The sequence below is a fragment of the Fischerella sp. PCC 9605 genome (assembly GCF_000517105.1).
Lineage (GTDB): Bacteria > Cyanobacteriota > Cyanobacteriia > Cyanobacteriales > Nostocaceae > PCC9605.
On the sequence record NZ_KI912150.1, the window covers coordinates 63,815 to 87,997 of the forward strand.

At 43.3% G+C, this 24,183-nt stretch carries 16 protein-coding genes and 1 pseudogene; 7 read left to right on the forward strand and 10 right to left on the reverse strand.

Annotated elements, in window-relative coordinates; translation table 11 throughout:
• A pseudogene (locus FIS9605_RS37945) lies at positions 1-347 on the reverse strand (IS1 family transposase); the annotation flags it as partial.
• Between the two features lie 466 nt (positions 348-813).
• Here FIS9605_RS37945 and FIS9605_RS0123725 point away from each other — a divergent pair.
• The gene (locus FIS9605_RS0123725; RefSeq protein ID WP_026734818.1) at positions 814-1,104 is read left to right on the forward strand and encodes a hypothetical protein; all 291 of its coding nucleotides are present in this window, start codon (positions 814-816) and stop codon (positions 1,102-1,104) included.
• 121 nt (positions 1,105-1,225) lie between these two features.
• Here the strand turns inward: FIS9605_RS0123725 and tftA are convergent, their stop codons facing one another.
• The gene (gene tftA, locus FIS9605_RS0123730; RefSeq protein ID WP_026734819.1) at positions 1,226-2,578 is read right to left on the reverse strand and encodes a hormogonium tapered terminus morphoprotein TftA; all 1,353 of its coding nucleotides are present in this window, start codon (positions 2,576-2,578) and stop codon (positions 1,226-1,228) included.
• Between the two features lie 155 nt (positions 2,579-2,733).
• Between tftA and dnaG the strand changes: the two genes are divergently transcribed.
• The gene (gene dnaG, locus FIS9605_RS0123735) at positions 2,734-4,710 is read left to right on the forward strand and encodes a DNA primase (protein WP_442854726.1); all 1,977 of its coding nucleotides are present in this window, start codon (positions 2,734-2,736) and stop codon (positions 4,708-4,710) included.
• Positions 4,711-4,758: 48 nt separating this feature from the next.
• On the opposite strand, the gene FIS9605_RS0123740 is transcribed toward dnaG, so the two are convergent.
• From FIS9605_RS0123740 to FIS9605_RS0123750, 3 genes are read right to left on the reverse strand one after another with little or no spacing between them, the layout of a single operon-like run.
• Complete coding sequence (locus FIS9605_RS0123740; RefSeq protein ID WP_197036124.1) at positions 4,759-5,439, reverse strand: pyridoxamine 5'-phosphate oxidase family protein; 681 nt, start codon at positions 5,437-5,439, stop codon at positions 4,759-4,761.
• An 18-nt stretch (positions 5,440-5,457) separates the two neighbouring features.
• Positions 5,458-6,270: an alpha/beta fold hydrolase gene (locus tag FIS9605_RS0123745; protein ID WP_026734822.1), complete on the reverse strand. Its 813-nt coding sequence runs from the start codon at positions 6,268-6,270 to the stop codon at positions 5,458-5,460.
• Between the two features lie 25 nt (positions 6,271-6,295).
• Positions 6,296-6,736: a VOC family protein gene (locus FIS9605_RS0123750; RefSeq protein WP_026734823.1), complete on the reverse strand. Its 441-nt coding sequence runs from the start codon at positions 6,734-6,736 to the stop codon at positions 6,296-6,298.
• A 126-nt stretch (positions 6,737-6,862) separates the two neighbouring features.
• Here FIS9605_RS0123750 and pdxR point away from each other — a divergent pair, with 126 nt between their 5' ends.
• A complete protein-coding gene (pdxR, locus tag FIS9605_RS0123755; protein WP_026734824.1) occupies positions 6,863-8,326 on the forward strand; it encodes a MocR-like pyridoxine biosynthesis transcription factor PdxR in 1,464 nt (487 codons plus the stop codon).
• A gap of 168 nt (positions 8,327-8,494) precedes the next feature.
• On the forward strand, positions 8,495-9,508 hold the full coding sequence (locus FIS9605_RS0123760) for an SDR family oxidoreductase (RefSeq protein ID WP_026734825.1): 1,014 nt from the start codon (positions 8,495-8,497) through the stop codon (positions 9,506-9,508).
• A gap of 136 nt (positions 9,509-9,644) precedes the next feature.
• On the opposite strand, the gene FIS9605_RS0123765 is transcribed toward FIS9605_RS0123760, so the two are convergent.
• Complete coding sequence (locus tag FIS9605_RS0123765) at positions 9,645-10,307, reverse strand: peroxiredoxin-like family protein (RefSeq protein ID WP_026734826.1); 663 nt, start codon at positions 10,305-10,307, stop codon at positions 9,645-9,647.
• Between the two features lie 483 nt (positions 10,308-10,790).
• Positions 10,791-13,739 carry a zinc-dependent metalloprotease gene (locus FIS9605_RS0123770; protein ID WP_026734827.1) on the reverse strand — a complete coding sequence of 983 codons (2,949 nt, stop codon included), beginning with the start codon at positions 13,737-13,739 and terminating at the stop codon, positions 10,791-10,793.
• A 486-nt stretch (positions 13,740-14,225) separates the two neighbouring features.
• On the opposite strand from FIS9605_RS0123770, the gene FIS9605_RS0123775 reads away from it, so the two are divergent.
• The 3 genes from FIS9605_RS0123775 to nfi all read left to right on the forward strand — a co-directional run bounded on the left by FIS9605_RS0123775 (position 14,226) and on the right by nfi (position 18,067).
• Complete coding sequence (locus tag FIS9605_RS0123775; RefSeq protein WP_026734828.1) at positions 14,226-15,920, forward strand: pentapeptide repeat-containing protein; 1,695 nt, start codon at positions 14,226-14,228, stop codon at positions 15,918-15,920.
• A 505-nt stretch (positions 15,921-16,425) separates the two neighbouring features.
• Complete coding sequence (locus FIS9605_RS37950; protein WP_082209846.1) at positions 16,426-17,478, forward strand: protein rep; 1,053 nt, start codon at positions 16,426-16,428, stop codon at positions 17,476-17,478.
• Positions 17,402-18,067, forward strand: a complete 666-nt coding sequence (gene nfi / locus FIS9605_RS0123785) for a deoxyribonuclease V (RefSeq protein WP_026734829.1) — start codon at positions 17,402-17,404, stop codon at positions 18,065-18,067. The genes FIS9605_RS37950 and nfi overlap by 77 nt, the downstream gene beginning before the upstream one ends.
• Before the next feature lie 10 nt (positions 18,068-18,077).
• Here the strand turns inward: nfi and FIS9605_RS0123790 are convergent, their stop codons facing one another.
• The 3 genes from FIS9605_RS0123790 to FIS9605_RS0123800 all read right to left on the reverse strand — a co-directional run bounded on the left by FIS9605_RS0123790 (position 18,078) and on the right by FIS9605_RS0123800 (position 24,011).
• A complete protein-coding gene (locus FIS9605_RS0123790) occupies positions 18,078-18,539 on the reverse strand; it encodes a CYTH domain-containing protein (protein WP_026734830.1) in 462 nt (153 codons plus the stop codon).
• A 255-nt stretch (positions 18,540-18,794) separates the two neighbouring features.
• Positions 18,795-21,608: a CHASE2 domain-containing protein gene (locus FIS9605_RS0123795; protein WP_026734831.1), complete on the reverse strand. Its 2,814-nt coding sequence runs from the start codon at positions 21,606-21,608 to the stop codon at positions 18,795-18,797.
• Positions 21,609-22,400: 792 nt separating this feature from the next.
• Positions 22,401-24,011 (reverse strand): adenylate/guanylate cyclase domain-containing protein, encoded by a 1,611-nt coding sequence (locus FIS9605_RS0123800; RefSeq protein ID WP_026734832.1) that lies wholly within the window; start codon positions 24,009-24,011, stop codon positions 22,401-22,403.
• Between the last annotated feature and the right edge of the window lie 172 nt (positions 24,012-24,183).

Here is a 24,183-nt window from a genome sequence, read left to right on the forward strand (position 1 = left end):
CCTTGACTAAAATGATTTAGTGCTGTCCACAACCAAATTTTGTTTTTTTTGAACCGATGAATGTCTCTAATTCGTCTAGTTCTCCAACCTTTGGAACTATATCTTCTTTTGGTACATCTGGCAGTTTTTCTCCCAATTGTTTAATCCAATAAATGATGCTAGTATGATGCACACCTTTGACTCGTTCAATCGCGCGAAAACCCATACCGTTGAGGTACATTTTTACGCATTCTTTTTTGATCTCTTCTGAATATCCTTTCGGCGGATCGTACAGGTCGAGNAACTGGCGGTCGCATTTGATACAAATTTGCCCGCAGCTTACCTCTACGCTTTCCGTTCTTACGAATTTCCCTAGACCCACACTATGGACATTCCACAGTAGATCACCTCAATTCATCCCTCTATTATGCAACGCCATCAGTAAAAATAGAATTTTTAAATAAATAAAGTTTAATTTCACTTTTCCAGCTTTAATTCCTGAGTCGCCGTAATGATTGATACTCAATAACTTGCATAATTGCATAATGAAGCACTATTGCAATTTATACTCTGACTACTTACAGAGTGCGGACTGTTTGAACCACTTTCATTTTGTGTCAAAATCAACATCAACGCATAAGTTCAGTGAGTTATAATTTCCAGACTGTAGGATAAATTTGTCAAAACAGCAGAAAAAATGATTCAATTTTTTAAAATTAATTGATCTGAATTACAATTGTCCACCAGCACAGCATTAGAGAATGCGATCGCACTTTCGCAAGCAGAACTGACTATGCGTAAATAAGTAGTCTATCTTTACACCTTTCTTTGCTAATGAAATATATTGCCTTGGTGCTACCATTAATACTCTTTTTCTTAGTAGTATTTCCTGCCGAAGCATTAGTATGCCGAAATTATCAGGGTCATCAGATTTGTATTTTGAGTATTAAACGCAGTGCCAAAAATTATTGGGAATACAGGGCAGCCGTGAGTGTAGATGGAGTCAAAAGACCCATCGAAGTCTACAACTGTCGCGATCGCATTAAGGTTGAATCAGATGAAGTGATTGTCCCTTTTGAAGACAACGATCCAGGCGAATTGATATGCAGTTATTTCCAAAAATAAGTAGGTAAGAATAAAAGCAGCTATGTCAAGAAAGGTAAATATTGCTCAAACCCTTACCAATGACCAATGACAAATGACGAATAACGACCCTCCCGAGTTAACTTTATTCGTGCTGACCTACTTACATCAATCCTGCCGACTCGTAGAGGCGTTTGAGCATTGCCATAATCTTGTTACCATAATCTAAATCAGCAGACCACCGCCCCGATAATTGATCTACCAAGGGGGCAATACCGCGTGTGACAAAACGAAATCGCGGGTCTACTACTTCCTTTACCAAGGGTTCTAAACTGGCATAAGCTTTCAAGTGTTGGATGTGTGCCCTCACACCAATTCTGGCATTTTCAAAAGTTGCTGCTTCCGTACCGCCACCAATCGTTCCCAGACCTGCAAAATTATTTTGCTCAGATTTGATATCGTCGCCAAAGCGTAAAAATCCTGTTTCTACACACATCTGACAGAAAGCAATGTCATAGTTAACCCCTTCTGTAGTGGCTTCTTCTCGATAGAGTTTGGCTATATCTGGAAACTGCACCAAGGCATTTTCATTGTTATTTTTCAGAAATATCTGCATCTGCACTTCTGAGGAATTGCCATGCGACATAATCCGATCAATTTGACCGGGGCAGATTACCAAGTTGGAACGTAATGTTACAGTCTTAGTCCCACTATCCCAACTGACAGAAATATTAAATTCTCGCAGTTCAATAGCTTTGACATAAACAACTCGGCGATAGGTAATGCGGCGGACGTTGGGCGCTTTCGATAAGTCAATTCGCAAGCGATCTACTAAATCAATAGGAATGTAAGCATTACCGTTAATCAGTATTCCTTGCTCTGGATAGTTTTGCCCATTAATGTTGATATTAATTGCCGCATAGGTTGGTTCTCCCCCGTCCCCAGAACCAGAATCAATACTACGACTCCAAGCAGCCAATCCATCAGCGATTCCCAAGGCAAAGTCACGACGGCGATTTTGTAGCAAAGAGCGATCGTCGGGACTGCTTAAGAAACCAACTTGCATCAATAAGGAAGGCACTTTTGTCTGGCGACAAAATGCCAAACTACCTAAACCCGAAGCTGTATCCGGCTTAACTCCGCGATTGGGCAATTGGGGAACACGGCGCAGCAACCCCATTAGTAATAGATCGGCGTTGCTTTTGCGTTCGTCATTGCTGGCAATATAAAATACACTAGCCCCACGCACCGAAGGATTGCCAGCAGCATCAGCGTGAATTTCTAGCGCAATATCACCCCGACGACCACGGGAATTGATCCATTCGATAGTTTGCTTGGCACTCACGTCATCAGGAACCGACAAAACCTCAAAACTACGCGCTCTCAGTTCGGTTAAAATTAAATCGCGCAGCAAAATCATCTCTCTAGCTTCGGTAGTACCACCGGCAATTGAGCCTGGATCAATTCCTCCCGTTTCTTTGCCTCCGTGGGCTGCGGAAAGAAAAATACGTCCCATTTTCAGTATTTCCTCTAATAAAATTTAAGTGCAAGCAATTCTATACATTATTCTTGATTTGCAAACAAGAATATAATAGCCATCAAGAGTCCTTTGTCATTTGTCATTTGTCATTTGTCCAAATTTAATGACTAATGACCAATGACTAATGACCAATGACTAATGACGAATCTATGCAATTTCGTTTACACCCAGATACGATAGAGGAAATTAAACAACGGGCTGACATCGTAGATGTCGTCTCAGAATACGTTGTTTTACGCAGGCGCGGCAAAGATTTTGTGGGTTTGTGTCCCTTCCATGATGAAAAAAGCCCTAGTTTTACCGTTAGCCCCACCAAGCAAATGTACTATTGCTTTGGCTGTCAAGCTGGGGGTAATGCGATCAAATTTCTGATGGATTTGCACAAGCACTCTTTTGCAGAAGTGGTGCTGGATTTAGCGCGACGTTACCAAGTACCCGTGCAAACTCTGGAACCCGAACAAAGACAAGAGTTGCAGCGGCAATTATCAGAGCGATCGCAGCTTTATGAAATTCTCGCTTCTACTTCCCAATTCTATCAACATGCCCTCAGGCAATCCCAAGGACAGCTAGCCCTTCAGTATCTGCAACAGCAACGCCAACTGCAAGACGAAACCATTGTGCAGTTTAACTTGGGTTATGCCCCTGTGGGTTGGGAAACTCTCTACCGCTATCTGGTAGAAGATAAACGCTATCCAGTCCAGTTGGTGGAAAAAGCAGGATTGATTAAACCGCGCAAAGAAGGTAGCGGGTATTATGACGTGTTTCGCGATCGCGTGATCATCCCTATCCATGATGTGATGGGACGCACGATTGGCTTTGGTGGCAGAAGTTTGGGAGATGAGCAACCGAAGTATCTAAATTCACCGGAAACTGAACTTTTTAATAAAGGTAAAACTTTATTTGCCCTCGACAAGGCCAAAGCTGGCATTTCTCAACACGATCAAGCTGTGGTGGTAGAGGGATATTTTGATGCGATCGCTCTCCACGCTGCCGGAATTAACAACGTCGTCGCCTCTTTGGGTACTGCTCTGAGTATAGACCAAGTACGGCTACTATTGCGCTACAGCGACTCAAAACAACTAATACTCAACTTTGACGCCGATAAAGCCGGGAAGATAGCCGCCGAAAGGGCTATAGGAGAAATTGCCGAACTGGCATACAAGGGCGAAGTTCAGTTAAAAATTCTCAACTTGCCAGATGGCAAAGATGCTGATGAGTACTTGCACACCCACACACCAGCAGACTATCAACAATTGGTAGCAAATGCGCCCTTGTGGCTAGATTGGCAGATTCAGCAAATCACGAAAGACCGAGACTTGAAGCAAGCTACAGATTTTCAACAAGTCTCGCAGCAGTTAGTAAAATTACTGAAAAATATAACTAACCTTGATACGCTTAACTATTACGTTTCTCATTGTGCAGAAATTTTAGCTCTTGGGGACGCCAGACTAGTACCTCTAAGAGTAGAAAATCTCCTGACTCAAGTTGCACCCGATAATAACTCTAGACTAGGCTATATTTCTGGGTCATCAAGAAGCGCATTCCGTCAACCACAGTATAGACAAACACAAGAATTCTCTACACAAGCAAGTAAAACAACTGCACCAACACTAGAAAAAAGTCTTTTAGAACAAGCAGAAGCTTTATTGCTAAGAATTTACTTGCATTGTCCCGAACAGCGCCAAGCTATTACTGACACTTTGGAAGAACGGGATTTGCAATTTAGCCTTTCCCACCATCGATTTTTATGGCGGCAAATTTTAGAAATTTCCTCTGATGATTTAGAGGTTGATTTAATATCAAAAGTGCAAGATAAATGCCTGGAGTTTCCCGAAGAAATGGGGTTAGTTTCCCATCTATTTCAACTCAACGAGATTGGCAAGAAAGAGATACTGCGTACTCCTCAAGTAGTCCAAGCTGCAACTGCTTGCATGGAACGTGTATTGCGAGAAAAGCGCTATCGTCATTTCTTAGAATTGTGGGAGCAAACCGATCCTGAAGCAGAACCAGAGCGTTGGCAATCATACTATCAAGCTTTTTATGCTGAGAAGTTGCGGTTGCAAGAATTAGATAAACAACGGCAATTTTCCCTCCCAGATTTATTGTGAGGCTAGGCGAGAATTCTGTTTTGATAATAATTTTCTATGAAGATGCACTTATTTGCGAGTGTAATTGTGCAGATAGGAGGGAAGAATTATTTCCTTTTGTAGACGAGAATCGGCAATCGGTGTGCTGGCTGTTAATTCGAGTGGGATAACGCCAGCCCACACAGGTATGCTATAGTCTTGTTCTTCATCGTTTGGAGGCCCTGTTCGTACCTTTGCAGATGCCTCATGAAGAGGCAGTTCGAGTACTGAAGTTACCTGAAGTTCCTGATGGTTGGGTTGACGCACCTGTGCCCACCGTCCTGGTACAATGTGCTCGGTAAAAGCTTCTAAAGCTTCAAGTTTTTGAGCCTCATCTTGCACTTTAGTTGCTGTACCAAAGATGACTACAGAGTGGTAATTCATCGAGTGGTGAAACGCAGTTCGAGCTAATACTAGCCCATCGAGTAGAGTGACAGTAACGCAAACTTCTATACCCTGGGCAAGCGATCGCATCATTCGGCTAGCCGTCGATCCATGAATGTAGAGGCGATCGCCGACCCTACCATAAGCAGTCGGAATCACAAACGGCTGACCATCAACGGTAAAACCAATATGGCATACTAATCCTTCATCCAAAATTTGGTAAACCAGTTCGCGCTCATAATGCCCTCGCGATGGCATTCTTCCGATCTTGGTGCGTTGTGTAAGGCTGAGCTTTTCTTGATCGATTTCATGCTCTAAAGAACTCATTCTTCCTCTTGCTAGCCATTAAGATTTTGCAATGAAACTTTCAATTGCGTCTGCAACTTCCCCAGGAACTTCAACCGAGGGTAAATGACTTTTGGAACTCAGCCTGCGAAAGTGAAACCACGGATGGTTAAGAGCGAAACTTTGTTGTGCTTCAAAGTAACTTGAGTCATCATCTTGGGCGTAGAGATTTTTTGCTTGCGTTGGCGAATAAAGATTCAGCACTGTAGGAGCTGGGTTAAGAGTTTCCAGCACCCGCAAAGCACTGCCAAACTCTCTGTATGACCTGCCTATTTCTCGACCCGCACGCGACCACATATCGAAGCCGTAATTCGTCATAAACTCTTGGAAGGGTTTGGCGAGGTTAGGATCGCCTAACGACCAAGCAGCAAACAGTGCGTCACGCGCACTTTGCCATTGAGCAGGCTGTTGTATTTTCTCCAAGATTTCAAAAAAGACCTGCGGCGGCTCAATAATAATCCAATCCAAAAAGACCATTTTAGGTATGCGATTAACCAACCTGCGCCTTAGTTCAACGGCAAGCCATCCTGCATGAGCTACTGATACCGTGACAAATTCATTTATACCAAGTGAATCTACAAGCTTGAGTGCCTCATGGATAACATCCTCGCTCCCAAAATCTCCATCTGGACGAGCTGATTCGTTATGTCCTAACAAATCAACGTTGATAACTCTTCGCTTTTTACCGAGCTGATTCGCAAGTGCTACGAAAATACCCCGATCTGCACACCATCCTGGAAGCAAGAGTAAGGCAGGTTCGCCTGTTCCTATATCGTCGCAGGCAAGTTTTGATTGTCCAGTTAGCCTATCCATACGTACCCCCAATATTCTGTCAGCATCAATAGAACGACCAAAGACCTGGAGTGATCAATTCGAGGAGATGCTCATCCGGATCTCGGAAATACAAGCTCCAACCGCCCCGTTTCCAATGAACCTTGCTATCGATCGCGATATTTCGGTCAGCCAATCTTTGTTCCCAAAAATCGAGGTCAGATGCTGCAATTGAGAATGCTACGTGCAAGCGGCCATTTCCACCATGAGGAGGAATTACCCCTTCCACTGTACCAGCAGGAGAAGTTGTCCGCCCTGGCTCAGCAGCAATGCTTTTGGGGAAGAGGATGAGGGCTTGCTGGTTGGGTACTTTAAGTACACAAATCATCTCATCCATAATCTCTTTCTCAAATCCGAATAAGTCTTCGTAGAACTTCACTGAGTGTGCCAAGTTCTCGACATACAGCACGGATTCAACAACACCGTTAACGATTTGCTTGTGCGTCATGGCACATATCCTTTTCAACAGTAGCTGCTACTGTCAGAGTAGGTTATGCAACTGGACTCTCACAATAGCCAATCTTGTGCTTTAATATAAGTCCACTTTGCCAGTGAAAGCGAGAGATAAGTAAAGATGGATTTAGCGATCGCGCTAGACAGGAAAGCGGCGATACCCTTGCACCGACAGCTATACGAAGAACTGCGACGAGCGATCCTTGAGCGAAGGTTATCCCAAGGGCAGCGGCTTCCTTCTACGCGCTTGCTGGCAAAGTCTTTGGGAGTTTCTCGGCTCACCGTGACTCAAAGCTACGAACAGCTGATCGACGAAGGTTATCTGCAAACTATTGTTGGTTCCGGTACGTTTGTCTGCACTCAACTGCCCGACGATCTACTACACTCGGCTTCGTCGCCATCTGAAAATAAGATGGCTCGATTACCAATCAAACTATCGCATTACGCTGCTGTACTGACGGAGATTGACATCCCCAACATGGCAGGACCCAATACGCCCATCAGTTTTCGTTACGGGCGACCTGCTTTTGACCAATTTCCTATACAGCTATGGCGCAAGCTGCTGTTTCGTCACAGTCGTGCTAGCCTAGACTGGTTAGACTACGCCAGCGATCCTCTGGGACATAGACCGTTGCGAGAGGCGATCGCTCACTACTTATCTCGTTCCCGCGCGGTGCAGTGCGAACCCGACCAGATATTGCTCGTCGGCGGTACTCAGCAAGCCCTCGACTTAATCGCCCGCCTGTTAGTCAATCCTGATGAGACAATTGCTTTAGAAGAACCTAGTTATTTAGCAGTACGGCGGCATACTTTCCTGTCACAGGGAGCAAAGTTGTTACCGATTCCAGTTGATGAGTCAGGATTAGTAGTTGAACAGCTAGCAAAATTCTCATCTGACAACATTAAACTAGTCTATGTCACTCCCTCTCACCAATTTCCCACCGGAGCGGTGCTATCACTTCAAAGGCGACTAGAATTGCTGTCTTGGGCGCAACAGACAACAGCCATAATTATCGAGGATGACTACGATAGCGAATATCGCTACGAAGGTCAACCAATTCCTGCTCTCCAAGGGTTGCATAGTAGTAACACAGTGGTTTACATCGGTAGCTTCTCTAAAATGCTATTTCCATCTCTGCGAATTGGCTATTTAGTGCTGCCGCAGCAATTGATACCTGTATTCGCTCGTGCCAAGTGGCTGATAGATCGGCAGTTACCCCTGTTGGAGCAACATGTCTTAGCAGATTTTATCCAAGAAGGCTATTTAGAACGCCACCTGCGACGGATGCGACTCTACTATGACCAACGTCGCCAAGTCTTAGTGCAAGCAATCAAAGTTCACTTGGGAGAACGGGCAACAATTTTAGGTGAGAATGCCGGGATTCATTTAATTGTGCGATTGCATACCAATCTCAGTGATGAGGACATTATTCATCGTGCTAGGCGGGTGGGTGTAGGCATGGTCACTACCAAGCCTTACTATCTCCAAGCTGCTCCATCAGGAGAGTTTATCTTTGGCTATTCTGCACTCACAGTACAACAACTTGAGGAAGGTATCCACAAATTGACAGAAGTTCTGTGTTGAACCACAAAATTATTTGTCTCAAGTAGCCAACTTTGTCATGCTTCGCTTCGCGTGAACCACAGCAACCAGCATCAGCAAATTGTATACCCTACCTGTAAGCCTTGCGAAAGATGTATGGCTACTTAATCAAAGTTAATACAGGGAAGGAGAGAGAAGAGATAATGAATCATGCAATTGAAGCCAATTAATCAGCAAGTAGTTTCAGTAGTTGGAGCATCCAGTGGTATTGGACGGATAACGGCGCTGAAGTTTGCCAGGCGCGGAGCCAAAGTAGTAGTTTCCGCTCGCAGCGAACCTGGGTTAAAGTCCTTGGTAGATGAGATTCAAGCCTTTGGTGGCGAGGCTACATATATAGTCGCAGATGTGAGTGACTTCGAGCAAGTAAAGGCGATCGCTTCCCAAACCGTAGCAGAATACGGACGATTGGATACTTGGGTTCATGTTGCTGCTACAGGTATAATTGCGCCTTTCGAGAAAATCACACCCCAGGAGTTTGAACGAATTGTTCAGGTGAACTTGATGGGACAAGTATACGGTGCAATGGCGGCACTACCCCATTTGAAGCGCGAGGGACGCGGGGCGTTAATTCATATATCCTCAATGCAGGGTAGGCGGAGTCTGCCGTTGCAAAGTCCCTACTGTGCTGCCAAGCATGGTGTAGAAGGTTTCTTAGAAACCCTGCGCGTTGAGTTGCAGCACGAAAAATTGCCCATTAGCGTTACCTCAATATTGCCTGCGACAATCAACACACCTTATTACAACAAGGTTGGCACTAAGCTGGGAGTTAAACCTACTGGTATTCCACCTTACTATCAGCCCGATCTTGTTGCTGACGCTATCCTTTACGCTGCCGAACATCCTATGCGTGATTTTATCGTTGGTGATGTGGGCAAAGTGTTGGATTTGCTACAAAAAATTTCGCCTTCCTTAGTAGATTCGCTACTGCTGCTGATAGGTTTTGCACAGGGTACGAATGAACCAAAGTCAGAGGATGCGCCAAACAATATTTTTGCGCCAGTTGAAGGCTACGATCGTGTCGAGGGAGATTTTAACAAGCTAGCAATACCCTCTTTCTTGGATTGGTTTGATATGAATCCACAGCTGAAGTGGGGGACTTTAGCATTGGCTGTGTTAGGTGTTACAGCATTTCTCGGCGGGTGGCGTCCGGGGAATGAAGTTTGATTTTTAGAAGATGTGGCAAGTAATTAACCACAAAGTCACCAAGACACCAAGAATTTACCGAACTTTGTGTCTTAGTGTCTTAGTGGTTAAATTACGAAATCAAGTATGTCTGCGTTAATTAATGGAAAAATCTTCGTTAAACTCCAGCTTTTGCTTGCAACTGGGAGAGAGCAGCAATGATATCTGCTGGATCGAGGCGCTGGGTATAGTCCGGGTTGACGTAGCTGAAACCAATAGTACCATCGGTGTTGATGATATAGGTAGCAGTCAGGGGCAACTCAAAGGAGTCATCGCCGTTGTAGGCTGGCAAATCGATACCGAAGCTTTTTATAACTGGATGCATTGCTGTCGGTACGGTGTATACTAAACTGAACTGCTTAGCAACTTGATTGCCGACATCGCTTAAAACTTCAAAGGTCAAGCTGTGTTTTTCAACGGTAGAGAGACTGTTGTCTGGTGTTTGCGGTGAAATTGCTACCAAGGAAGCGCCCAAGGCAGTCAATTCTGGTAGAACTTGTTGTAATGCTCGCAATTCGAGGTTGCAGTAAGGACACCACACGCCGCGGTAGAAGGAAATGACGACAGAACTCTGTGTTAACAGTTGTTGCAATTCTACAGATTTGCCAACGGCATTGGGGAGAGTGAAGTTAGGAACGTGATCGCCTATTTTGAGGGCTTGTTCTGTAATGCCCGAATTTGCGACTTGCTGAATAGCCTTTTCAATAATTGCCAAGGTTTCTGGCGAAAGTTGCGATACTGCATGGTTTCGCAAGTTGTTCAAATCTTCTGTCAGGCTCATAATTTAGTTTCCTTGTCCAGAATTGAGTTTTAGTGTCAGGGCAGCTAGTACCGCTGTGCGGAAGTCACGCATTCACGCATTCAAAAGTCTAAAGTCAAAATAATTGTATTCCGCGCTTTTGCGCCATTTTGTATGGTAGGTTTATTTACGCCGTACTGTACTAGATGCAAAGCTATAGCGATATTAAAACAATGCCACCTAAATTTTCTGAGAGTTGGCTGAGAAGTATGTAAAGGAAGCCTGAAAAACTAACCGAAATTATTCTTATTAAGATTGGCGATCGCAAATTTCGTTTGCAACTGATTTCACAATTAGACTTCTTGCAAAAGTCGGGTAAAGGATTAATGAAATCCCTTTCAATACTTTTCGGATTAGCACCTTTGATCTGGAGTTATAGCTGGGATGCATGTTAAAGGGTAAGGGGAAAGGGTAAATATCCATCCCTTTCCCTTTTCCCTTTCTCCTTTACCCTTTCCCCTTAAATTAATTCCCTTGCAAAGGCGCGTCCAAAACTTTCTGAATGCGATCGCGCGTCTCTAATAAATGTGCCTTGGTATACTCATCGTCAGAACTCATGCCTGCCAGCTTTTCATTTAGTTGCCGTAGTTTATACCAAGCCAGAGTACGGGCGTCTTCAGGGACATCTTGTTTTCGCAACACCATTTCTATCAAGGTTTCCAGGTATTGCCGCTGGATGCCGCGACGCAGGCTAGAAATTTTGATGTTCTTGCCATCGGGTTTTACTACCTCTGTCCAAATTCCTGATTGGAGAGTATCAAATAACTCAGGCAAAGTAAGTGATTTTCCTTCCTCATTTTTGAGTTCGAGATCCTTGAGGCGGGAGAGGCGATCGCTTGATAGCAAATCCCACAAAACCAAACTCTGCATAAACAATACCAAGTCGTGAATGGGATAGTCCAAGCGACCAATACGAGGGTTGCTACCCCAGTGCCGCCAACGAGAAGGTGCTAATTTATTCAGCAGATCTGGCGAGAAGTTAAAGGCTTCTTCAGAAAAGACATATTTTTGCACAAGTGCTAAGGCTTTACGTTGTTTTTCTAATGGCACTGGTTGAAATGGTAATTTTCCTTGCTTGTTGCCACCATGAACTCTGTAAAACGACTGTCCGCCAATATATTTTGTAGCGTAATAAATGTTTTGGAAATAATTTCCCAATACTGTACCAAACCGTTCTCTGACATCAGTGTAACTCTCGCCCTCAACCGGATACCGTTGGTTGAGACGACCCCACATTGTCCGCGCATTTTCCAGCTGCCACTGTGAGTAAAGCAAAACGTTACTGCTGTTATCCCAAGCGTCAGCAGTCGGGTCTAGGTCATACACATCTTCGTCTGTAGCATAGCTCAATTCCGGCTTTTCAGATTGTTCGAGAATTTTATTCAAAAATGGCTTTTCAGCTACGGGAGATATGGGAGATGCAATCGGAAATTGTGTATAACCATACTGAATGGCCCACTCGTCATAAGATCCTACCGAACTAGGAAAATAATCTCCCTGCTTGGTGCCTTGAGGTGCAATGTTTGGTGGAATGTAGTCCATCACAGACGAGACAAGACCTGTTTTATTGGTGACTTCTGTGTTGTGCATTTCTTCTGGTGGTAGAAGAGTACTACCACGGAAGTTGTGTCGTAACCCCAAGGTGTGTCCGACTTCGTGAGCAATAATTAGCCTTAAATACTGATGGATATAGTTTTTCACCTGGTTACTAGTAGGAGGCATCTGTTGCAGCAGTGACATAGCCAAGGAACCAAAGGCAAATTGGTTAGCAGCTTCCATGCCATAACAAAGGTCATACTCTCCTGCCAGTTTGGACAAACGTCTGGCAAATGGCTTCTGTAATTGCTGCTTGTTGGTAGCAACATCATTGCCTTTCGCTTCTAAACCATTGGTGCAAAGCAGGCGATTTTGCATCAACGCCGTTAAGGAAGTACGAGTTTTTAGTTCTTCGTTAGGCTGCACTATCTGGCGATACTCACTCTTAAGGGCGCGGATAAAACTTGCATCCACTAAAATGCTGGCGTTCAAAATTTGTCCCGTCAGTGGATTGACACGGGAAGGCCCCATCGCAAAATATCCATCTATCGTATTGATCCAACGAATTGTGTTGAAGCGGATATCCGCAGGTTCCCATTTTGCATCATTCGGCATTTGCTGCACCTGGATCGCATCTTTAAAACCAGCTGCTTCAAAGGCTTTGTTCCACATCAAGACACCTTCTTTAATGGCATCACGGTATTCGAGAGGAACAGCATTGTCAATCCAAAAGACTATTGGTTGTTTGGGCGGAGAAATTGGGGCGTTGGGGTCTTGTTTTTCTAAATGCCAGCGGTTGATGTAACGGACAAACGGATCTCTACGTTCGTCGTTGGATACATCTTGGTAAGCGGTGATGAAATAACCGACGCGATCGTCTGCTAACCTGGGTTGATAATTATTATTTGGGAGTTGAGAAAGACTGTAGTGAACGCGCAGGGTAAAGCCACGACTGTCAGGTAGGGCTGTAAAACCCAGCGTTTCTTCGTCATATTCATCGCTATTACTGCCAGAGAAATTCATTACGGACTCAATCTCGACATTTTCTGGAAAAGCTTTGGCATTACCAAAATACGATTCGTCTGCGCTTCCTGGCAGTCCCAAACTAGAAGATAATCCTGCTATGTCTGTAAGCAGCAAGTCACTCAAGTCGATCAAAATGGATTTGCGTTGTGCATGAACGCTTTTAATATCAACGGTGTAAAGAACTGAGTCACTAAATGATCTAGCTAGCGATCGCGCCTGTGGATCTCCTTCACGAGTACGGAAATTGACATTGCGGACAACAAAGTTTAATTTATTATCCACCCGCTGAAAGTAAAATAAGAAATCCTGCAAAGGCATACCGCTGTAGATTCCAGCTTCACCAATGCCCGATTCTAACGTCGCTGTGGCCAAGAAATTTTTATTGAGCTGCTCCGGTTTAATCTCCAGATATAGTTTATTATTTTTCTTACTGCGATATAGAGTAAACAGTCCTTGCTGTTTTTTAGTATCTTTTACTACTTCATCAAAGGCTTTAAGCTCATCTTCATCCTTTTTTGACGGTTTTGAACTAGGCTTGTCGTCTTCGTCTTCTGGCTTCTCTTTATCCGGTTTATCTGGATTTTTCCCTACTAACAAAAATGGTTGGTGCCCTGCTTTTTTAGTATTCTGTACCCAAATAAAAGATTGGCGTTGTGGCTTTTGGTTGTTATCGATCGTCCAAACTTTAGACAAGGGTAGAGGAAGATCGTTAACTCCTCTCTGCGCGTCCCCACGTTCCGATATCTGTATGCCTTTTTGTCCTGCTTCCACGGCCAGTGACTTGGCATTAGCGGTAACTATTCCAAAAAGCAAACCATGTAAAGCAACAACACAACAAGTAAGTCTCTTCATCCGAACTGTCCCTGGCTTCGTTCTCTATCTAAGTTCTAATACCTGTAAACTAATACTGCTTTCTCTACTCCTCACCATACTATTGGCAGATGACAATATATATAGCTGCCTAATATCAAGCAATAAACTTTTCTGTCGTTTATCACTGACATTTAAGAACCTTGTTGCAATGTTTTACTGTAGTATTTTTGCTAACAATTGCATCTGTAGTAGACAGTACGTGCTATTTTTACATCTGACCAGATAAAGTTGCTGACAAGATAGTATAACAATTCAATCAGATTGCTTGGAGTTACTGACAAACAAAAAACGTTTTAGCTAGACATTTTAGGTTAAATAAAAGGAAAAGTCGATTAAAAGATGAAATGCAAAAAGCGTAACAAATAATACTAATACTTTAGATGGTTGACAACCATCTTGGCAAAGAAAAGTCTTCAGGTTAGCTCTAGATCATCAGCGGGTGTAATAGTATTCATGGATACAAGTATGGCACGGTTATCTGAAGTATGGAAGCGTTTGATAACTTATGTCAGGAGATCGCAGGCAGAACAGATGTCAGACCAAACACATCTTGAGTCCGAATTAGGTTTGACTTTATTAAAAATTAACAAGACTCAAACTAATTTCAGAGAATTGCTGTTGCCCGAACAATTGCAAGAAAGTTTAGAAGAATGGACAAAAACGGTTGCTGGTGGGAGTTTTAGAATTAGCGATCGCCAGTTGGATGAAAAGATTTACGATTTATTTGGCAATGGGGCACTCAAAGGAGAAATTGTAGAAGTTCTCATCCAGAAACTGATTGCCAGTCGCGATTTCTGCCCAGTGGTGCTATTCCAGCGTCTAGAACAATTTTATCAGCGCTGGTGTCAAGGGGAATTTATAGATGCAGCACCTCATGATAACCTACCACAAAAAAAGATGTTGCAGTTGCAAGCACAAAATATGGCGATCGGACTGCGGCAAGTAGACATCAATACAGGGCTGAACGTGCTGATTTTGCTGTTGGAATTACACTGCTATGCTCAACATCGAGATAACCTAAAGGCAAAAATAATTTTCTATCCCTCTGGTCAACGCGATACAGATAACTTCTTCACATCCGGGCTGCTGCGTGTTATCAACTATAGTGATGCCATAGAAATCGGCAATTTTAGTAATATTGTCGGGGAATTTCTCCAAGGCAGCAACTTAAGCGGTGCTTATCTCGGCGATGCGAACCTGACTGGTGTTAACTTCAGCAATGCCAACCTTAGCGGTGCTTATTTTGGTGATGCCAATCTAACTGGTGCTAACTTCAGCGGTGCTAATCTCAGTGCTGCTAACCTTGGCGATGCCAACCTCAGCGGTGCTAACCTCAGTGGTGCTAGCCTCAGATGTACCGACCTCAGCAGTGCTAACCTTAGTGGTGCTAATTTCAGTGGTGCTGACCTCAACCGTGCTGAGCTTTCCAGTGCTGACCTTTCCAGTGCTAATCTAAACGGTGCTGACCTCAGCCACGCCAACCTCACCAGCACTAACCTCCGGGATGCCAAACTCAGCAGCAGCCACCTTAATCACGCCATCCTCTTTGGTGCTAACCTCAGCGACGCCAACCTCAACGGTGCTAACCTCAGCCATGCCGACCTTTGCCGCGCCGACCTCAGCGGTACTGACCTCAATCATGCCACTCTCAAAGGTACTAACCTCAGTGACACCATCCTCTTTGGTGCCAATCTCCGGGATGCCATCCTCATCGCTGCCGATCTCAGCTACGCTAAACTCAACGGTGCCAAACTCCACGGTGCTAACCTCAAAAGTGCGATTCTCCTCGGTGCTGACCTCAGCGGTGTAGATCTTAGTGAAGTAATTCTCAACGAAGCCGATCTTAGTGGCGTCATTCTTAACGAAGCTGACCTTAGTGGTGCGGATATTAGCGATGCTATCCTTTTCGGAACTGACCTTAGCTATGCCAATCTCAGCAGTGCTAACCTGAGTGGCAGTAACCTCAGCGGTGCTATCCTTAACGGCGCGGATCTAAGTCATACAAATCTTAGTCATGCCATTTTAGGTGGTGCTGACCTTAGCGACGCTAACTTAGAAAAAATGACTTGGAATGAAAATTTGGAGTGGGGCGGTGTGCGTGGCTTAGATAAAGCGGTGAATGTGCCAGAGGCGTTAAAGCAGCAGTTGGGGTTGAGGTGAAGTAAAAGAGTAGGGATTTTAAACGCAGAGGGGCGCAAAGGTAAGCGCAGAGGGTCGCAGAGTCTTGGTGCAAAAGTTTCGCTGTGTTGTCACGACAAGACTTGGTGTCGTAACGACGACAAGTGCGTTCCTAACCACAAGACTTAGTGTTGTAACGACGACAAGTGCGTTCCTAACCACAAGACTTGGTGTCGTAACGACAACAAGTGCGTTCCTAACCACAAGACTTAGTGTTGTAATGACAATAAGTGCGTTCGTTTGTTATGGAATCACTCTGGCTCAATTTTATTAAATACTTAATATAGGAAAGTGCGCGATCGATCACCTCTCAGCTGTGGGGCGATCGCTTTATTTGCAGACAGTAAAGCAGCAATGCCTAGTGACAAGTAGCTCATCACAAGCTGAAGGTTATATCTAGCATTTATAAGTGAAATTACCGTAATGCAATTGTAAAATTAATGTTATTTTGAGGTGTCAATGAGACTGAAAAACATTTGGGTATTTCATGTCTACTCAAACCTCAGACAGAAATTTTATTGTCAATGTATCGCCTCAAAGTAAGTATCAACACAGTAAAAATACATTGAGTTTAACTGATGTTTCCCCAACAGGCAAAACTTGGGAAAAGCATCGAACCAATGCTGATAAAATTTCTGACTACTATGCTAGTGCAGGTGAAGGTTGCTTCAATCGATATGCTTGGCGGATGAGAATGTGTTCCGAAGTGCTGGAGTTTCAATTAGTACCAGAGCCATCGGAAGATATTCTTCAGTTAAAATTATCAGATGCGCGATTCTGTCGTGTTCGTCACTGTCCGGTTTGTCAATGGCGGCGAAGTCTGATGTGGAAAGCAAAAGCTTACAAAATTCTTCCCCAAGTTATCGCCGACTATCCTAAGTATCGTTGGTTGTTTATCACGCTGACAGTTAAAAACTGCAATATTGAAGAACTACGGCTAACTTTAGATGGAATGAACAAAGCTTTTAAGCGCTTGACTGAGTTAAAGGCGTGGCGTGCGAAAGGATGGGTAAAATCAGTTGAAGTTACTAAAAGTCGAGATGGAGTATCAGCACACCCACATTTACATATTTTGGCAATAGTTCCACCTTCCTATTTCAGTCATGGCTATCTCTCTCATGTTAAGTGGATAGCATTATGGCAGCAGTGCCTGCGGATTGATTATCAGCCTATTGTTCATGTAAGTGCGATCGCCAAACATCACGATCCCAAAGCACTCATTCCAGAAATTCTTAAATATCAGGTGAAAGAGTCAGACTTGGTAGCTAATAGGGAATGGTTTTTAGAATTAACTCGTCAGTTACACAAAACCAGAGGCATTGCTGTTGGAGGTGTACTTAGGCAATACATGCGGGAATTAGAGGAGAAAAATCAAGACCTCATTGACGAGAGTGAAGCGAGTGATGAGGCGGATAAGGGATATTTGTCCTTTAGATGGAAGCGAGAATCAAAGAAATTTAAGTATGAAGATTTATCAACGTCATGCTTGGACTCTGACAGTAGAGGAAGCTATAGCAATCCAAGAAAAACTGCAATCTGAGGTCATTACCAGCGATCAATTCCAAGAACCTGTGCAATACGTTGCTGGAGTGGATATGGGTTTTGAAGCTGATGGTACAATTAGCCGTGCGGCAGTAGCAGTACTGAGTTTTCCTGATTTGCAGTTACAAGAGACGAGCATTGCACGTCGTCCCACATCTTTCCCTTATATTCCTGGTTTTCTCTCTTTTCGGGAAATACCAGCTGTTTTGGATGCTCTAGAAAAGATAAAAATAACACCAGATTTAATTTTGTGTGATGGTCAAGGAATAGCTCATCCCCGCAGATTTGGAATAGCTTGTCATCTGGGTGTACTAGTAGATATTCCTACTATCGGTGTAGCTAAATCCTTACTCATCGGCAAGCATGAAGACTTGTCAGAAACAAGAGGTCGCTGGCAGCCACTGGTACATAAAGGTGAAACTATTGGGGCTGTGTTAAGGACACGCATTGGAGTTAAGCCTGTATATGTCTCTAGCGGTCATCGCATCAGCCTGACTACAGCAATTGATTATGTATTGCGTTGCACGCCCAAATATCGGTTGCCAGAAACTACACGTATTGCTGATAAGTTGGCAAGCGATCGCTAATTACCATTAATTACCATTGCGAAAAGGGGTATTTCACTAAATTTCTGTTGTAATATTTGGGATTGCTTGAAACTTCTTCGCCAATCCAGCTTGGCAATTCAATCTCTTGTTTTTCATCGCTGAGTTCGACTTCTGCTAATATCAGTCCTTTATTGACTCCTTCAAACTCATCTATTTCCCAAATCAAACCACCCCACTCTACTTTGTATCTGATTTTTTCTATTAAAGGGCGATCGCACAATGTTTCAAGCATTTCCTTAGCATCTTCAATCGGAATGGGATACTCAAACTCAGACCTCGAATATTTGACACTGGGGCCTTTAATTGTTAAGTAACCTTGGTTTCCTACTATGCGAACACGTACAGTAGCTCCTTGTGTAGGAATGTATCCTTGACGGTATACACTACCCTTAGCTAGTTTTCTCCAATCATCTCCTTTAAGTAAAAATTTACGCTCTATTTCTTTCGCCATCTTAACTCCGTTATTGGTCTGTTTTATGGAAAGTTAAATTTTATTGAACCACCAAGACACCAAGACACCAAGTTGAATTAGGAAGAAAGTATATCTAGATACTAGTTATTTGGCGATCGCGACCCGATTGTTCAATCAAGTCCATTTTGATTATGAAACTGATTTTGCGATCGCTATGTCTGCCTAAAAGATTATTATTTCTGGCGATCTGAACTCAATTGGCATCTTACTAAAGTTATGGGTCTGCCCAAAACGTCAGCACGACAAGTCGTGTTGATGTTCCAAAATGATTCTTGGTTCTTGAGCAACCATCCGCTCAATCAATGCCTGATTTTCTTGGCTTTCTGCCTGCTTGAGATATTCAATGGCAATTTGTCCAGCAGCTGGTTGTTCTTTGGTAATAGCAACCAGCAATTCTAAAGTTTGACGAAGCTGAATTTTTTCTAAATGCCTATTAGTGACTATCGGCAGAGTCATAGCAGTAACTACAAGCCCAATCATCGGAGGGACAGTAGGAATCCACCAACCCTGTAAAAAGGTAAGGTAGGCAATTCCCATCAGCCCTCCTCCTGCAATCGCAACAGCAGCGACTATCGATCTGGATGACTTGAGTTGCCAACTTAACACTGCTCCCACTCCAGACCAAAGCAAAATCCAAAGCCATTCGACTCCTTCCGACCAAACTTGTAGTATGGGCTGTCCTTGTAACGCTGCACTTACAATCTGGCTGGTGATATTTGCATGAACCATCACACCTGCCATTTGTTTCGGGGAACCAAAAATCTGGTTGCTGTAGGGTGTTTGAAACCTGTCGTTGACACTTTCAGCAATTGAACCGATCAGGACAACGCGATCGCGCAATTTTTCTGATGGTATGCGATTAGCTAACAAATCTGCGATCGAGAAGGTTTGAAATTGTTCCTGAGTGCTGTGATAGTTAAGCAAAATTTGATACCCGCCTGCATCAGCCCGGACATAGCCCCCATCGTTGGCTTGAAAAGGAACAAGTATAGCTTTCCCCAGACGTATCCGATTGGGATTGTTTGGGAGGGGTTCAGGTTTAATACCAAGATCTTCCAAGTAGCGTAGCGCCAGTCGCAAGCCTAGATTAAGGCGTAATTCATTGTTTGAAAGTTTCACTGACAGCAAAGCACGACGCACCTTGCCATCTGCATCCAAAACCTGATCGGCAAGGGCCACCTGACCCAATTGAGCTAAAACTGGTGATGGGGGAACCTGATGACCCACTGCTTTTTCAATGCCAATCAAGTTGGGAGTTGTCCTAAACTGTCTGACTAATTCCTGATAACCGGGTTCTACAGGCAAATCTCGATATAAATCCAGTCCAATTGCTCTGGGTTTTTTGCTTCTTAAAGTCTGGATAGCTTGAGCTAACACGCGATCTGGCACAGGAAACTGACCTATTTGCTGAATATCTGGCTCATCAATCGTAATAATCGTAATCTGAGGCTCAATTTCTGGTCTTGGACGTGCTTGAAAAAAGCGATCTAGTACTGTCCACTCCATACCTTGTAGTAGTCCGCTTGTACGCACAAGCAGGACTAAACTAGTTACTCCCCCAGCAATGCTGGCGATCCAACCTTTGCCCAGGCGCAACTTTTGAGCATTTCGTTTAGCAGTTTTGCGTGCCTCTGCCAGGATTTGATGGGCTTGTTTGGCAGCGAGTATCGCAAATTTCGCTTTTTCTCGTTCAATTTGTCTAGCCTGCTTTTCAGCTGCTAAATCGCTTTCAATTTCTCGTTTTGTTAGTTCCTGACTTGCGGCTAAAAAGCGATAATCTAGGTCGCTGAGGCTTTTATTTCTGGCCCAAGTCAATGCTGAGTCTAATGCCGTTCCAATCAAAAGCTGAGACTCATCTTGTTCGTGTGAGGCGATCCAAGCATTGAAGCGTTGAGCGTAGGGACGCAGATTCTCTATGTGTCTTGCAACCCATTCAGAGCTAAAGATTGCTTGATAGATTGGGTTCTTTACTTCTAGATATCCCTGCCGATTGACAACTAAACCCGACAGAAGTAGTTCAATTTGTTCTCGACTGTCGTTGCTTGGTACAACCGTACCAGCCAAAATTTGCTGGTATATTCCCAGGACACGCCCTGCTATTTGTTCGTTCGAGAGGAGGCGATCGCGAATTGTCCGCAAATGTTCTGGTTCGTCCTGAGATTCCCACTTTTGAATAATACGAGATTTAACAATACTTTCCACCCAAAACGCTTCTGTACCGGGAGGAACTGTCAGTGCCCCACTCACTGTGTCTTGACTTGAACTCATTACCAACTGACACAATTTTTGCGTCAGAAAAGGTTGCCCCCCTGTCCAAGCTAAAATTTCTTTGAGAATTGCCTGAGCATTACCTTGTACAGACGCGCCATGGCGCGTCTCTCCTAATCCTTGAGCTAATGGCTGGACTTCATCTAAAGTAAAGCCATGCAGTTCTATTGCTTTACCAATATTAAAAGGGGTGCGCTTTGGATCTTGAATTAAATCTGATGGTGTTGTCACCCCACAAATAGCAAATGTAATGCGGTTGTATTCTGGATCTACCGCTCTTTGGTTATAGCAAAACCGAATCAAGGCAAAAAAGTCATCAACGGAAAAATTTAGGCTCTTAATACTATCAACTTCATCAATATAGATGAATAGCCTTTCATCAGGAAGTTGAACTAGCAGTACTTCGGAAATAAATCGGCTCAATCTCTGAAGTAAAGGAATATCTTCATGCTCCTGCCACCACTTTTTTAAGTTAATTTTTCCTAACAGCTTAAAACCTAAACATAACTCACCAACAATTCCCTTGTACCACTGCTGAGGAGTAATATTTTCGCAGCCAATATTGGTCATATCGACTGTCGTACATTTGAACCCTTCTTGTTGCAAGCGATGCCGAGTTCTAACTAGCAGTGAAGATTTACCCATTTGCCGGGAGTTAAGAACATAACAAAATTCACCAGCTTTGAGCGCTTCATATAGTTGCGTGTCAGCCTGTCGCTCAACATAACTAGGAGCATCAATAGTCAGACTGCCACCGACCTGATATTTATAAACGGTCATTTGACAACCTTGAGGAATTGTAAAGATAGTGTATATGTATTAGGCTAGACAGCATTTTGTGGGGGTTAATTAATAGGCTAGCTATAATATTGTGGATATGAGCAATTCTGAAAAAGAAATCGTTATCGGTACTAAAACTTTACTCTGCTGCGACTGTATAATTAGCTGTTTATTTGCATATCCTTTCTACCAACTTTACGCTAAATACTGAGGCTAAAATCTCTTCATCGCCAGGATGAATGGTATGTCAAAACTAAGAAAAATCTACTTTTTTGCAGACATAAATCCATAACTCATTCAACTTCGTTTCAAACATTTTAAATACTTTAGACTGATTAGCCACCAAGCTTTTGGGCAGTGGAGACTAGGAGACAAGGGTGAGACAGGAAGAGAGGTAAAGATTTACTGTTTTTGACACAAATCTAGTATCAAGATACATGCTTGACAGTGCAACAGCTTACCTCTGTAGTTATAATTTCCAAAAACTTGAAACTGTAACATTCAAGACAATGCATTAGTTATGAAGTTATAGTTTTCTCATACTTATCTTATACAATTGAAATTATAAATGTCAATTAACAAATCACACGTCAAAATATTTTACCGTCAGTATTACAAACTAGATAAAATAGCGTTATTCTTTTCCATATCTAACTTTCCAGCAATACTATTAGCTTTTCTACTGGAATTATTTGCATACTTTTCTGACTTTTCCTACTTTTTGTCGAAAGGTTGGGAAATAGTTTTTAATGTTTTTGCCACTACCTACTTTTCTCACAAGTAGGTTCAAATTTAAGGTTGATGACAAGTTTTATAAACTTTGATTAATCGATCAATACCCTTAAAGCGATAGTCTCCCATCTCTTGAAAGTATGAAGATTTTGACAGCATTCGATAAGTGGCTTCACTGACAACGCATTCACCAGGGGGACAAATTGCTTCCATGCGTGCAGCCAGATTTATAGTTGCACCTAAGGCAGTGTAGTCTACCCGTTGGGAACTGCCGACATCTCCAACTACAGCCTTACCGCTGTTAATTGCAATCCTTAATTGCAGAGGTTCCTGCCAAAAATTACTAGCATTCAGATGTTCCAGACGAGCAAGCATTTTCATTGCTGAAGACACTGCGCGTTCGGCATGATCTGGTTGTGGTTCGGGAGCGCCAAAAAATGCCATGATACAATCGCCAATATACTTATCCAAAGTGCCGCCATAGGCAAACACTTCTTGCAGCATTTCCTCAAATAATTTATTCAGCAATTCGGCAATCTCATTGGCTGTGAACCGTTCAGAGATGGCGGTAAAACCGACAATATCTGCAAACAAAATGCTGATTTCACTCTCGCGTGGAGGTAAACGGCCATCAGGCAATGCTCCCACTGCTATCAATTGCTGCACAACTCCCGGAGAATGATAGCGTTCTAGTCTGTGGCGAATCACTTCTTCACTTTTGAGTTTTTCTGCCAATAGCCAACGTTGGACGCTGGAAGCGACAAGGTTTGCCAAAGCGGAAAAAAAGCTGAGTTCTTCTTCACCTTCTTTTGCCCAATGGTAAGAAGAGAGATGGGCATCGGCATAGAGAACACCAACCACCTTATTTTCATCCCACAAAGGTACTGCCATTGCACTGCGAATATCTTTGACTAAAATACTGTGTTCGCCGGCAAAGCGTTCATCATGCTGGGCATCAGCGGTTTGAATGGCAACTTTTTCTTCAAATACCTTCTGACAAATACTACGGCTAATCCAGCTACCATCATTTGGTAGATATTCATATTGACAAGTATTTCTAGTAGCAGCATTCAATAACTCCAATTTGCCGCCACCACTGATATCGATTAACAATGCCAAGCGATCGATACTATTTAAATAACGAAAGACGACTTCCTGTACTTGAGAGAAAATTGCTTCTATAGATGCTGCCGCAGAAAGATTTTTGGCTATATCTACCAAGTCTTTGAGACGAGCAATACTTTTATCTTTGTTGCTGATATCACCGTTGTGACTATCACCTTGTATCCATTGCTGTTGTAGTTGTTTGACGTTGTGAAAAATAGTTCTGTGTTCGCCAGTGTCAATCTGCTTGGGCATTACTGTTGCCAAAGCATCTGTCAACAGTACTACAACACTCACATCCCCCAACCAAATAATGTCACCGTGACGCACCTGCTGAGGAGAGGTGACAAGGCGATCGTTCAATTGCGTCCCGTTTTTACTGCCCATATCCTCAATCGCCCAGATATTAGCAGCTGTTCTCACCAGACGGGCGTGCCAACGAGAAACTCCCCCAAAGGGTAAGTATAGATCGCATTCTGGCAAACGACCGATGGTGAATACATCTTGATCGACTGTCACCGTTCTTTCTGTATTTCCCTCTTGCAAGCGCAGTTTGAGTTCAGTCATGGGTGTGATCTATCTTGGAAACTGGGGAATATGCCAAGGTTTAATCCTTATTATTTATGGCACTTCCCCGAGCATTCCGACAACTCGAAATTAGCAATTAAGTTATAAATATTACTGTTAAATCGAATTATTTTAAGTAGGTCAACATAATTAAACGTAAAATATCTTGTAT

What these genes read in the sequence shown, in the direction of transcription:
- FIS9605_RS0123725 (WP_026734818.1), top strand. Translation starts at nt 814, where the DNA reads ATGAAATATATTGCCTTGGTGCTACCATTAATACTCTTTTTCTTAGTA.
- tftA (WP_026734819.1), bottom strand. Translation starts at nt 2,578, where the DNA reads ATGGGACGTATTTTTCTTTCCGCAGCCCACGGAGGCAAAGAAACGGGA.
- dnaG (WP_442854726.1), top strand. Translation starts at nt 2,734, where the DNA reads ATGACTAATGACGAATCTATGCAATTTCGTTTACACCCAGATACGATA.
- FIS9605_RS0123740 (WP_197036124.1), bottom strand. Translation starts at nt 5,439, where the DNA reads ATGAGTTCTTTAGAGCATGAAATCGATCAAGAAAAGCTCAGCCTTACA.
- FIS9605_RS0123745 (WP_026734822.1), bottom strand. Translation starts at nt 6,270, where the DNA reads ATGGATAGGCTAACTGGACAATCAAAACTTGCCTGCGACGATATAGGA.
- FIS9605_RS0123750 (WP_026734823.1), bottom strand. Translation starts at nt 6,736, where the DNA reads ATGACGCACAAGCAAATCGTTAACGGTGTTGTTGAATCCGTGCTGTAT.
- pdxR (WP_026734824.1), top strand. Translation starts at nt 6,863, where the DNA reads ATGGATTTAGCGATCGCGCTAGACAGGAAAGCGGCGATACCCTTGCAC.
- FIS9605_RS0123760 (WP_026734825.1), top strand. Translation starts at nt 8,495, where the DNA reads ATGCAATTGAAGCCAATTAATCAGCAAGTAGTTTCAGTAGTTGGAGCA.
- FIS9605_RS0123765 (WP_026734826.1), bottom strand. Translation starts at nt 10,307, where the DNA reads ATGAGCCTGACAGAAGATTTGAACAACTTGCGAAACCATGCAGTATCG.
- FIS9605_RS0123770 (WP_026734827.1), bottom strand. Translation starts at nt 13,739, where the DNA reads ATGAAGAGACTTACTTGTTGTGTTGTTGCTTTACATGGTTTGCTTTTT.
- FIS9605_RS0123775 (WP_026734828.1), top strand. Translation starts at nt 14,226, where the DNA reads ATGGCACGGTTATCTGAAGTATGGAAGCGTTTGATAACTTATGTCAGG.
- FIS9605_RS37950 (WP_082209846.1), top strand. Translation starts at nt 16,426, where the DNA reads ATGTCTACTCAAACCTCAGACAGAAATTTTATTGTCAATGTATCGCCT.
- nfi (WP_026734829.1), top strand. Translation starts at nt 17,402, where the DNA reads ATGAAGATTTATCAACGTCATGCTTGGACTCTGACAGTAGAGGAAGCT.
- FIS9605_RS0123790 (WP_026734830.1), bottom strand. Translation starts at nt 18,539, where the DNA reads ATGGCGAAAGAAATAGAGCGTAAATTTTTACTTAAAGGAGATGATTGG.
- FIS9605_RS0123795 (WP_026734831.1), bottom strand. Translation starts at nt 21,608, where the DNA reads ATGACCGTTTATAAATATCAGGTCGGTGGCAGTCTGACTATTGATGCT.
- FIS9605_RS0123800 (WP_026734832.1), bottom strand. Translation starts at nt 24,011, where the DNA reads ATGACTGAACTCAAACTGCGCTTGCAAGAGGGAAATACAGAAAGAACG.